A 12438-nucleotide genomic window follows, 5' to 3' on the forward strand; every position below is an offset into this window, starting at 1 on the left:
GTTATTTACCCTCCGCTGCAGCAACGACTTTCTGTGCGGCTTCTGTGAGTGAGGTGGCCGCGATGATGTTCAAGCCGCTATCGGCTAGTTTCTTCGCACCTACTTCGGCATTATTGCCTTCTAGGCGAACGACAACAGGCACTTTCACGCCCACTTCTTCCACTGCGCCAATGATGCCGTCGGCAATCAAGTCACAGCGAACGATGCCGCCGAAGATATTCACCAATACTGCCTTCACATTGCTGTCAGACAGGATAATCTTGAATGCTTCAGTCACACGCTCTTTCGTCGCGCCACCGCCGACATCCAAGAAGTTAGCAGGGCTACCGCCGTGCAGATTAACAATATCCATGGTGCCCATCGCAAGACCTGCACCATTGACCATGCAGCCAATGTTTCCATCGAGGGCAACGTAGTTCAGTTCCCACTGCGCCGCATGCGCCTCACGGGCGTCTTCTTGGCTTGGATCGTGCATCGCGCGAACCTGTGGCTGGCGATAGACCGCATTGCTATCAATCGACAGTTTTGCATCCAAGCAGTGCAGGTTGCCCTGATCAGTGATCACCAATGGGTTCACTTCAACCAATGCGACGTCTTTGTCAAGAAACAGCTGTGCAATCCCCATGAAGATCTTGGTGAACTGCTTGATTTGGTCACCTTCAAGGCCCAATTTAAATGCCAGTTGACGGCCTTGATAAGGCTGAGGACCAACTAAAGGATCAATCGATGCTTTGTGAATTAATTCAGGCGTTTCTTCCGCCACTTTCTCAATTTCCACACCGCCTTCTGTTGACGCCATGAAAACCACGCGGCGTGAGCCACGGTCAACGACCGCACCGAGATATAGCTCTTTGGCGATATCAGTGCAGGATTCAACGAGAATTTTACTAACCGGTTGGCCATTCGCATCTGTTTGGTAAGTAACAAGGTTTTTACCTAGCCATTGTTGTGCGAACTCGCGAATTTGTTCTTTAGAGGAAGCCAGTTTTACGCCGCCCGCTTTACCGCGACCGCCCGCGTGGACCTGACATTTGACGACCCATTTGTCGCCACCAATTTTGTCGGCTGCTTCAGCAGCTTCTTGTGGTGTGTCGCAAGCATAGCCCTCTGAAACTGGTAGACCATATTCAGCGAACAGCTGCTTTGACTGATATTCGTGCAGATTCATGATGTTCTATCCGTGTTAATGTCCATTATTGTGTCTTTGTGCTTTCCAAATGAGGGGACTCCGTCCCCTCGACTGACAGCCAGCACATCACGTACTGGCCCATCAGTTAAACGTCCAATAGCAGACGTGTTGGGTCTTCAAGAAGCTCTTTGATGGTAACCAGGAAGCCAACCGATTCACGGCCGTCAATCAGACGGTGATCGTAGGAAAGCGCCAAGTACATCATTGGTAGGATCTCTACCTTGCCATCTACCGCCATTGGGCGGTCTTGAATTTTGTGCATGCCAAGAATGGCTGCCTGAGGTGGGTTAATAATTGGCGTCGACATCAGCGAACCAAATACCCCACCGTTAGTGATCGTAAAGTTACCCCCGGTTAGCTCATCAACGGTTAGCTTACCGTCTCGGCCTTTGACCGCGAGATCACGGATCCCTTTCTCGATATCCGCAAAGCCTAGCTTATCGCAATCACGCAGCACTGGGGTGACCAAACCGCGTGGTGTTGATACCGCCATGCTCACATCGAAGTAGTTGTGATAAACGATGTCATCACCGTCGATAGACGCATTCACTTCAGGGTAACGCTTGAGCGCTTCAACCACTGCCTTCACATAGAAAGACATGAAGCCGAGGCGAATATCATGGCGTTTTTCGAAGCTATCACGATACTGCTTACGCAGTTCCATAATCGGCTTCATGTTGACTTCGTTGAACGTGGTCAACATTGCGGTACTGTTTTTCGCTTCCAACAAGCGCTCAGCAACACGCTTACGCAAACGTGTCATTGGCACACGTTTTTCACCGCGCTCAGCCACAGCAGGGACGTCTTGGGCAGGTTTGCCTTGCTCGCCACCTTTTGGCTTGTTCTTCAGGTAAGCATCAACATCTTCTCGGGTAATACGCCCACCCACACCTGTGCCTTTCACCGCATCAGGAGAGATATCATGCTCGGCTAGTAAGCGACGCACGGCTGGGCTCAATGCATCATTAGACTCTTCTTCCAGTGATGCTGTATGGCGCTTATCCGGTGACGCTTCTGATTCAGCAGGCACGTCTTTGGTCGGCTCTCCTGCCACAGCGCCTTCTTTCAACTTAGCGATGGCTTGTTTCGCCAACACGGTTGACCCTTCATCTTCAATGATTGACTCCAACACGCCATCAGCAGGCGCAGGCACTTCCAGTACCACTTTATCCGTTTCAATATCAACCAGTACTTCGTCACGGGTTACCGAGTCACCTGGCTGTTTGTGCCATGTGGCAATCGTTGCGTCAGCCACAGATTCGGGTAAATCGGGAACCAGAATTTCGATTGTCATATCGTAGTTATCCTTAATGTTCTAGTTCTTACTTGAGGGTCAGAGCGTCTTCGACTAACGCTTTTTGTTGTTTCTGGTGTACGGACATATAGCCTACCGCTGGCGATGCTGATGCCTCTCGTCCTGCGTAGGTTAAGGTAGCATCATCTGGAATCGCCGCACGGAAATTGTGCTGGCTGCTATACCAAGCCCCTTGGTTTTGAGGCTCTTCTTGGCACCACACAAAGTCTTTCGCATTGGTGTAAGGAGCGATAGCTTCTTTCACCGCATCCAATGGGAACGGATAAAGCTGCTCAATACGGATAATCGCCACATTGTCGATTTCCGACTTACGACGCGTTTCCAGTAGGTCGTAATACACCTTGCCTGCGCACATGACGACGCGTTCAACCTTGTTCGCATCCAGCTCATCCATCTCGCCAATGGCGGGGAGGAAATCACCATCAGATAAGTCTTCAAGGCTCGACACACACAGCGGGTGGCGCAGCAGCGACTTAGGTGACATCACAATCAATGGACGACGCATGGGGCGAACCACTTGGCGACGCAGCATGTGATAGACCTGTGCAGGCGTTGAGGGTACCACCACTTGCATGTTTTGTTCGGCACACAGCTGTAGATAGCGTTCAAGACGCGCCGATGAGTGCTCGGGGCCTTGTCCTTCATAGCCGTGAGGCAACAGCATGGTTAATCCGCACATACGGCGCCATTTTTGTTCCCCAGAGCTGATGAACTGATCAATCACCACTTGCGCGCCATTGGCAAAGTCACCGAACTGTGCTTCCCAAACGGTGAGACCACCAGGCTCTGCCGTTGCATAGCCATATTCGAACGCGAGAACCGCCTCTTCAGACAACACAGAGTCAAACACTTGGAATGGCCCTTGTTTGTCGTGAATATTCGCCAGTGGCAAATAGGTACTGCCGTCAGTTTGATTGTGCAAGACCGCATGACGGTGGAAGAAGGTACCTCGTCCGGAGTCTTGGCCGGTAATACGGATACGTTTGCCATCATCCACCAGCGTCGCATACGCCAAGGTTTCCGCCATACCCCAATCTAGCTTTTTCTCACCTTCCACCATGACTTTACGATCGTTATAAAGCTTGGCGACACGGCTATGAAGCTTGTGGCTTTCTGGCAATTGGCAAATCCGATGGCCGAGCTCTTTCAGACGCTTAGCGTCAAACTTACTCGCCCACTCTACGGTCCAATCATGCCCAAGATAAGGGGTCCAATCGACCGAGTGCAACGCCATCGGGCGCCATTCTTTGACCACACATTCACCACGGTCAAGCGCATCGCGATACTCGTTGATAAGCTCGGTCGCTTTCTCAAGATTCGCAACACCCTGCTGATCAAGAACGTCCGCATAAAGCTTACGCGGTGTCGGATGCTTCTTGATCTTTTGGTACATCATAGGCTGTGTCGCGTTGGGCTCATCCGCTTCGTTGTGACCGTGACGGCGATAACACACCAAGTCAATGACCACATCACGCCGGAATTCGTTACGGAAATCAAGCGCTAAGCGAGAAACGAAGGCAACAGCTTCAGGATCATCCGCGTTTACGTGGAAGATTGGCGCCTGCACCATTTTGGCAATATCAGTACAGTATTGCGTAGAACGAGAATCGGCTGGGTTCGAGGTGGTAAAACCGATCTGGTTATTGATGACGATACGTACCGTGCCGCCAACTTGGAAACCACGCGCTTGAGACATGTTAAAGGTCTCTTGCACGACCCCTTGGCCAGCAATCGCCGCATCACCATGAATCGTGATCGGTAAGACACTCGAACCGGTGGCATCTTCGAGACGATCTTGACGTGCTCTAACTGAGCCCATAACCACAGGGTTGACGATCTCAAGGTGAGATGGGTTGAAGGCAAGCGCTAAATGCACATCACCACCTGGCGTGGCAAAATCAGACGAGAAGCCTTGGTGATATTTCACATCACCGGTGCCCCAGGTTTCGTCTTGTTTACCCGCAAACTCGTCAAACAGTTCTGACGGCTTTTTACCCAGCACATTCACCAACACGTTCAAGCGGCCGCGGTGAGCCATACCGACCACCACTTCACGAGCACCTTTACCACCAGCGTGGCGGATGAGCTCTTTAAGCATCGGGATCAGTGCATCCCCCCCTTCGAGAGAGAAGCGCTTTGCGCCTGGGAACTTCGCGCCCAAATAGCGCTCTAGTCCTTCAGCCGCGGTCAGTTCTTCTAGGAAGGTCAGCTTTTCTTGTTCGTTGAATTGCGGCTGCCCAACCACAGACTCTAATCGGCTTTGGATCCAACGTTTCTCTTCCGTGTCAGTAATATGCATATATTCAGCACCGATAGACCCACAATAGGTCTTCTGCAGTGCTTCATAAAGCTCGCCCAGCTGCATATTGTCTTTACCAATTGCAAATGAGCCGACATTGAAGTTTTCGTTGAAATCCTGCTCGGTAAGCGAGTGGAAAGCAGGTGATAGATCGGGTACTTGATTACGCTTCCATAAACCCAGCGGGTCAAGATTGGCCTGCTGATGGCCGCGGAAACGAAATGCGTTAATAAGTTGAAGGACTTTGACTTGTTTCGCGTCTACGTCGGGGTCATTGACTGAGGCATTTGCACGCGCTGTCTCGGTAGCTAGGCGTCGAAAGTAATCACGAACGCGAGAGTGGGGTTGTTCTACCGCGGTTTCATTCACCGCTGGTAGTTGGTCAAAGACCGCTCTCCATTCTTGATCAACTAACTCCGGGTCACTGAGGTACAGTTCGTAGAGGTCTTCTACGTAAGTTGCATTGGCGCCAGCCAAATGAGAAGACTCCATCCAAGCCTTCATCACGCCATTTTGCATTGTTATCCCTTAACCACTAGTTATTTATCCAAACACCGGTTCTAAGCCGGGTTACCTGTTATTTAGCCCCGTCCGTGGACGGGGCTTTATAGTTCACGTTAATGTACGAAAGCGTTTTAAACGCCACGCTGAATCAGCATCGACTTGATGTGCCCAATTGCTTTCGTTGGGTTTAATCCCTTAGGACACACACTGACACAGTTCATGATACCGTGGCAACGGAAGACACTAAAAGCGTCGTCCAGATCAGATAAGCGCTCTTCGGTCGCGGTATCACGGCTATCTGCTAACCAACGATACGCTGCGAGCAGCCCTGCCGGCCCGACAAATTTGTCTGGGTTCCACCAGAAAGAAGGGCAAGAGGTGCTGCAACACGCACACATGATGCACTCATACAAGCCGTCCAACTCCGCGCGGTCTTCAGGGGCTTGTAAATTCTCCCGTGATGGCGGTGTGTCATCGTTGATTAAGTAAGGTTTAACCCGCTCGTAGTTCTCATAGAACTGACTCATATCGATGATAAGGTCACGCACAACCGGCAAACCGGGCAATGGACGGATCACAATTTCTGATTTGTCCATCAGTGATGAGAGTGGCGTGATACACGCCAATCCATTCTTACCATTCATGTTCACGCCGTCCGAACCGCACACACCTTCGCGACATGAGCGACGGAATGCTAACGTCGGATCTTGCTCTTTTAGTTGAATGAGCGCGTCCAATAGCATCATGTCCGACCCTTCAGGCACGTCGAGCGTGTAATCCTTCATATATGGCGCATCGTCCACATCTGGATTGTAGCGATAGACTGAAAACTTAACGTTCATCGTTTTCGACCCCCTTAGTAAGTACGCGCTTTCGGTGGGAAAGCGTCACGATGCACTGGCGCCATGTTGACGTCGCGCTTCGACATAGATTCCGTTTCTGGATTGTAGATGGAGTGGCATAGCCAGTTCTCATCATCACGCTCTTGATAATCAAAGCGTGCATGAGCGCCACGGCTTTCGGTACGATAGTTTGCCGCTACCGCCGTTGAATAAGCGGTTTCCATCAGGTTCTCCAGCTCCAAACACTCGATACGCTGAGTGTTGAACTCAGTCGACGTATCGTCCAATCGTGCGACTTTCAAACGTTCACGGATTTCTTGCAGTTCTTTGAGGCCTTTTTCCATCGCCTCACCTTCGCGGAATACCGAGAAGTTTTCTTGCATACACGCTTGGAGATCTTTACGGATTTCTACAGGGTCTTCGCCTTTTTGCGTGCTGTTCCAGCGGTTCAAGCGCGCTAAAGAGGCTTCAATATCAGATTCGCTTGCATCACGCGCTTCAACTTGCGCGGCCAAGGTTTCACCAAGGTGTAGACCCGTTGCACGGCCAAAGACCACCAGATCAAGCAATGAGTTACCGCCCAAACGGTTTGCGCCATGGACAGACACACTCGCGATCTCACCACAGGCAAACAGGCCTTGTACTTCAACGTCGTGTCCCATTGGATCTTGTTTGATCGCTTGACCAGACACTTGCGTTGGAATACCGCCCATCATGTAGTGGCAGGTTGGGATGACCGGAATTGGCTCTTTGACCGGATCCACGTGCGCAAAGGTACGAGACAGATCCAAAATGCCTGGCAAGCGTGACTCAAGGACATCTTTACCCAAGTGGTCGAGCTTAAGCTTGATGTGTGGACCCCAAGGGCCATCACAACCTCGACCTTCTCGGATTTCGATCATCATAGAGCGTGCGACCACGTCACGACCAGCCAGGTCTTTTGCGTTCGGCGCGTAACGCTCCATAAAGCGTTCGCCATCTTTATTAAGCAGATAGCCCCCTTCACCACGGCAGCCTTCAGTCACCAAGACACCGGCGCCAGCAATCCCTGTTGGGTGGAACTGCCACATTTCCATGTCTTGCATCGGAACACCTGCGCGCAACGCCATACCGACACCGTCACCCGTGTTGATGTGCGCATTGGTGGTGGATTGATAAATACGCCCTGCACCGCCCGTTGCAAGCACGGTCGCTTTCGATTTGAAATAGCAAATCTCACCAGTTTCCATGCACATCGCGGTGGCACCAACCACCGCACCGTCTTGGTTTTTCACCAAATCGAGGGCATACCATTCCGAGAAGATGGTGGTTTTGTTCTTGATGTTTTGCTGGTACAGCGTGTGAAGCAATGCATGACCAGTTCGGTCTGCCGCTGCGGCTGTACGCGCTGCCTGTTCACCGCCAAACTCTTTCGATTGGCCACCAAACGGACGCTGATAGATAGAGCCGTTTTCAAAGCGCGAAAACGGTAGGCCCATTTTTTCGAGTTCAATGACCGATTGCGGGCCGGTTTTACACATGTACTCGATGGCGTTTTGGTCTCCGATATAATCCGACCCTTTCACCGTGTCATACATGTGCCATTGCCAATTATCCTTGTGTGAGTTACCCAGTGCTACCGTAATACCACCCTGCGCAGATACAGTGTGAGAACGAGTCGGAAAGACTTTTGATAACAACGCACAAGACAGGCCTTGTTCAGAAATTTGCAGGGCGGCGCGCATACCTGCACCACCTGCGCCAATAACGATTGCGTCAAATTCGCGAACTGGAATACTCACTTACACACCCCACAGTACAAAGAAACCGGCAAACACATAGATCAGCAGCAAGGCAACTACACCCAATTGAAGCAGACCACGCAACAAAGCGGGCTTGATGTAGTCAGTTAACACTTGCCACATACCGATCCATCCGTGAATGAGAATCGACACCAGTGCCAGCATGGTAAAAACCTTGGTGCTGGTTTGGCCAAAAAAGGCTGTCCATGAGGCGTACGTAATGTCCGGCCCAAATGCAGCAAATCCGACCATATAAAGTGTGTAAAGTGTGATGATAATCGCAGTGGCCCGAATGAGTACAAAGTCATGTACACCATTACGCCCCACCGATGAAATGTTTTTCGTTACCATACCAAAATCCCCGCCAGTACAGACAACACGCCGGTCAATGCAAATGCCACCTGAGCGCTTTTCGCACCCGTTTCTAACTCTTCAAAATAACCGATATCCTGCATAAGGTGGCGGATACCACCTACAATGTGATAGGCAAGCGCCGTGAGGATGCCCCAAAGGACAAACTTGACGAAGAAGCTATCGACGATGGCAGACGCAGTTTCAAAACCGCTAGGTGAAGAGAGAGACAGGCTAAGTAGCCACAATAGGATGGCGATCGAGACGAAGGTGATGACACCTGCTACTCGATGCATGATAGACGCAATCGCTGTGATGGGGAAACGAATGGTCTTAATGTCGAGGTTTACGGGTCTTGGCTTTCTTTCTTTCACGATATTGCCCACTCAGCTCCATTGAGCATTTATAGTTATTTACACTCTCTGAACCTCAGTACTCAAAGCGTAAGACCTGCAACATCTGTGTAACGTGCTTTGCGTACCTTATTGCTATTAACTGCAACTTTGAGCAAATGGATCACGTCAATTTAGAAAGGTGTTTGAGCCCCTAAACGCCCTAGGATACTGATATGCCCAGAGACCTCGCAAAAGTATACGCGGCGTAACAAGCAATTACAAACGCTCAAAATTGACAGGAATCTCACAACAGATATTTAACCCGCATTGCAAATAAGTTATTAACTCGCGCACACATCGTTAGGTTAAAAATTGACATCACCTAGGCCGATCGGTAAAACGGTCGGGTCCGTATCCTGGATGGGATTATAAAATAACAAAGGAGATTGTTATGGCAGAGAAGAAAGCTACCCTACATATTGAAGGGCAAGCACCAATCGAACTGCCGATCATGGGGGGCACTGTCGGGCCAGAGGTCTTGGACGTACGTGCATTAGGTGCAAACGGATATTTCACCTTTGATCCGGGCTTTGTCGCCACGGCATCATGTGAATCGCAAATCACCTACATCGACGGCGCTGCAGGCGTTTTGCTGCATCGCGGTTACCCTATTGATCAACTCGCCAATAACGCTGATTACTTAGAAGTCTGTTATATCCTTCTTTACGGTGAAGTCCCTACGAAAAAGCAATATGAAGAATTCCGCTCGTTAATCGTGCGCCACACCATGGTACATGAGCAAATCGCGAGTTTCTTCCACGGGTTCCGTCGTGACGCTCACCCTATGGCCGTCATGGTCGGTGTCGTCGGTGCACTGGCTGCTTTCTATCACGACTCACTGGATATCAATAACGACCAGCACCGCGAAATTACCGCCTTCCGATTGCTCTCTAAAATGCCGACACTCGCGGCAATGTGTTACAAGTACTCGATTGGCCAGCCATTTATCTATCCGCGCAACGACCTAGATTACGCAGAGAACTTCCTCCACATGATGTTTGCCACGCCTTGTGAAGAATATGAAGTTAACCCAGTGGTCGCGCGTGCGATGGACAAAATCTTTACGCTGCATGCCGATCATGAGCAGAACGCATCCACCTCGACGGTCCGTCTAGCCGGCTCTTCAGGCGCGAACCCATTCGCGTGTATTGCCGCGGGGATCGCGTCACTTTGGGGGCCAGCTCACGGTGGTGCCAATGAGGCCTGCTTGCGCATGCTCGAAGAAATCGGTCATGTCGATAATATTCCTGAGTTTATTGGCCGAGCAAAAGACAAGGATGATCCTTTCCGTCTGATGGGCTTCGGACACCGGGTTTACAAAAACTACGATCCTCGCGCCACTGTGATGCGCGAAGCTTGTCATGAAGTATTGGAAGAACTGAGTATCCAAGACCCACTTCTCGATGTGGCGATGGAGCTCGAGCGTATTGCACTGTCTGATGATTACTTTATCGACAAGAAACTGTACCCAAATGTAGATTTCTACTCGGGCATCATTCTCAAAGCGATTGGTATTCCAACGTCCATGTTTACTGTGATTTTCGCAATGTCACGAACGATTGGTTGGATTGCGCATTGGAATGAAATGCACTCGGATCCCAACAATCGTATTGGTCGTCCGCGTCAGCTCTATACCGGCTACACGCAACGTGAATTCACGCCAATGAAACAGCGAGACTAACACCTTGCTTGCATAAAAACGCCGCCTAAACGAGGCGGCGTTTTTGTTTTCGTCAATCACTTATACCGGGTTGTCGATATCAATAAAATCCACCGTTAGGCCATATTGTTCAGCCAACCATTCACCGAGCGCTTTCACACCATAACGCTCTGTCGCATGATGGCCTGCAGCAATATAGTGGACACCCTGTTCGCGCGCTGAGAACGTCGTCCGTTCAGACACCTCACCCGACAGATAGGCATCCATATTCTGGTTTGCCGCTAAGTCGATAAAGTCTTGCGCACCGCCCGTGCATAAACCGACCGTTTCAATACGACGGGTGTGGCCGCCGTCAATAATCAAAGGGGCTCGGCCTAGAACCGCCGCCACTTGATGTTCAAACTGGGCTAAGGTCATCGGCGTCGAGAGCTTTCCGTAGACAGGAATCGATACGGGATTTCCGGGCTCTAACCCGCCGATCAACTCAATCCCCAATCGCTTAGCCAGTTGTGCGTTATTTCCCATGGTAGGGTGAATATCCAACGGCAAATGGTAGCCATATAAATTAATGCCATTTTCAATTAACGCTTTGATCCGTTGATACTTCATACCACGAATTTGCTGTGCTTCACCGCGCCAGAAGTAACCGTGGTGTACCAAGATGGCATCCGCATTCTGCTCAATCGCCGCATCAATAAGATCTTGGCAAGCCGTGACACCGGTAATCACTTTCTGTACTTGCTCACGCCCCTCAACTTGTAACCCATTCGGGCTATAATCTTTGATTTGGTCGGGCTTTAGCTCTGCGTTTAGGATTGCTTCGAGTTCGAGGTTATTCATGATGTCTCTTTCGTCGCTTTGAGATGTTGTATGTTAGTGTAACGTGCGGAATCGACATAAAAAAGCGGCTAACGTTTCCGTTAGCCGCTCAACCAGTAAGGCGTGATGTTTATAAAAAACCGCCCGCTTTTTCAGACTCAGCCAGCCAGACCGGCTTAGTACTATCTTTTAACCAGACTTGATGAAGATGACTATAAATACGCGATGCCAAAGGTGGCACCACTAATGTAGGCGCACATACAATACCTGCAACCACAACAGCGCTGCGACGCAAAACGACTTGGGTTTTATCGAACGGTTTATACATGACTAACCTCACTCATCTGACCAGTTGTGAGGAGAGTATATCATTCGTTTAGTATGTTTACTACATAATAGCGCAAAAATCGTTCAGCTACGACGATACAATCGATTAACAAGGTAATAAAATTACAATGACGACATCACCACTGTTTGCCCGTCGGCAGCAAATCGCAAAGGATATGGCTTGGATTCGCTCCCAACCGCCTTTGTTATCCTCTGCGGATTTTCCCATGGTCAATACCTCGACATGGCAAGTCGCTGATAACACCTTGGCAGAGATGTCTTATCGCGGACCACACCGCATTGGCTTTTACTACCAATGGCTATTAGCAAACCTAATTGCACAGCAACCTCACCTTAATGTGGTTGCTGAAGAGATACAGATTAATGATGCAGGTAAAACGGTTGGCGCCGTGGATTTCTTGATTGAAAATGGTGAGCAACTCGAACACTGGGAAGTCGCTGTAAAGTTTTATCTTGCCCATCAAGGTCGCTGGCTGGGTCCAAATGCTAAAGATGCATTAGACATCAAAGCTGAGCGTATGATGAACCATCAGCTTGCTATGTCCGATCATCCCCGCTTTTTAGCCGACCACCCACAATGGCGACCGCAAAAGAAGCGACTTTGTATCCACGGCCGTTTGTACCAGCCGTTTCACCAAAACGCACCACTCCCAGATGCACCCAGCGTCAATCTCGATTGTATTACTGGTTGGTGGTGCTGGCCCGAGGCCTTACCCCAAGACCGTCGTTATGCGTCTTTATCACGCGATCAGTGGTTGAGCATCCCTGATTTTCATACTTTACCCCGCTTTGATACAGCGGCGCTGGCTTCGCTGACACGCACTTGTCATTTGGTTGATGAGTATCTCACGCCCTGGTTTGTCGTCACCCCAGACTGGCCTCAAACTCTACCGCCTAAAGTATAGTGGCCGCCAGACGCACATAAAAAAGCCGCA

The 12438-nt window shown here is 50.2% G+C and carries 11 protein-coding genes; 2 read left to right on the forward strand and 9 right to left on the reverse strand.

Features of this window, described 5'->3' with window-relative positions; genetic code table 11:
- Position 1 precedes the first annotated feature (1 nt).
- The 7 genes from sucC to sdhC form a co-directional block, all read right to left on the reverse strand.
- A complete protein-coding gene (sucC, locus tag BZG84_RS09545; RefSeq protein WP_077479102.1) occupies positions 2-1168 on the reverse strand; it encodes an ADP-forming succinate--CoA ligase subunit beta in 1167 nt (388 codons plus the stop codon).
- Between the two features lie 106 nt (positions 1169-1274).
- Positions 1275-2483, reverse strand: coding sequence for a 2-oxoglutarate dehydrogenase complex dihydrolipoyllysine-residue succinyltransferase (gene odhB / locus BZG84_RS09550; protein ID WP_077661742.1), 1209 nt, complete (start codon positions 2481-2483; stop codon positions 1275-1277).
- Positions 2484-2511: 28 nt separating this feature from the next.
- Positions 2512-5322 (reverse strand): 2-oxoglutarate dehydrogenase E1 component, encoded by a 2811-nt coding sequence (gene sucA / locus BZG84_RS09555; RefSeq protein ID WP_077678155.1) that lies wholly within the window; start codon positions 5320-5322, stop codon positions 2512-2514.
- 116 nt (positions 5323-5438) lie between these two features.
- Positions 5439-6149: a succinate dehydrogenase iron-sulfur subunit gene (locus tag BZG84_RS09560; RefSeq protein WP_069588383.1), complete on the reverse strand. Its 711-nt coding sequence runs from the start codon at positions 6147-6149 to the stop codon at positions 5439-5441.
- 14 nt (positions 6150-6163) lie between these two features.
- Positions 6164-7930: a succinate dehydrogenase flavoprotein subunit gene (gene sdhA / locus BZG84_RS09565; RefSeq protein WP_069588384.1), complete on the reverse strand. Its 1767-nt coding sequence runs from the start codon at positions 7928-7930 to the stop codon at positions 6164-6166.
- Positions 7931-8281, reverse strand: a complete 351-nt coding sequence (gene sdhD / locus BZG84_RS09570) for a succinate dehydrogenase, hydrophobic membrane anchor protein (RefSeq protein ID WP_077455214.1) — start codon at positions 8279-8281, stop codon at positions 7931-7933.
- Positions 8275-8667, reverse strand: a complete 393-nt coding sequence (sdhC, locus tag BZG84_RS09575) for a succinate dehydrogenase cytochrome b556 subunit (protein WP_077479105.1) — start codon at positions 8665-8667, stop codon at positions 8275-8277. Before sdhC ends, sdhD begins: the two co-directional genes overlap by 7 nt.
- Positions 8668-9067: 400 nt before the next feature.
- On the opposite strand from sdhC, the gene BZG84_RS09580 reads away from it, so the two are divergent.
- On the forward strand, positions 9068-10357 hold the full coding sequence (locus tag BZG84_RS09580) for a citrate synthase (RefSeq protein WP_069588389.1): 1290 nt from the start codon (positions 9068-9070) through the stop codon (positions 10355-10357).
- 60 nt (positions 10358-10417) lie between these two features.
- Here BZG84_RS09580 and BZG84_RS09585 read toward each other — a convergent pair whose 3' ends face one another.
- Both BZG84_RS09585 and BZG84_RS09590 read right to left on the reverse strand, forming a co-directional pair.
- Positions 10418-11176 (reverse strand): Nif3-like dinuclear metal center hexameric protein, encoded by a 759-nt coding sequence (locus BZG84_RS09585; protein ID WP_077479107.1) that lies wholly within the window; start codon positions 11174-11176, stop codon positions 10418-10420.
- Between the two features lie 109 nt (positions 11177-11285).
- Positions 11286-11483, reverse strand: coding sequence for a DUF2517 family protein (locus tag BZG84_RS09590; protein WP_069588700.1), 198 nt, complete (start codon positions 11481-11483; stop codon positions 11286-11288).
- A 127-nt stretch (positions 11484-11610) separates the two neighbouring features.
- Between BZG84_RS09590 and BZG84_RS09595 the strand changes: the two genes are divergently transcribed.
- Positions 11611-12408, forward strand: coding sequence for a DUF1853 family protein (locus BZG84_RS09595; protein WP_077479108.1), 798 nt, complete (start codon positions 11611-11613; stop codon positions 12406-12408).
- Positions 12409-12438: the final 30 nt, after the last annotated feature.

It is taken from the genome of Salinivibrio sp. PR932 (assembly GCF_001996125.1).
Classification (GTDB): Bacteria; Pseudomonadota; Gammaproteobacteria; order Enterobacterales; family Vibrionaceae; genus Salinivibrio; species Salinivibrio proteolyticus.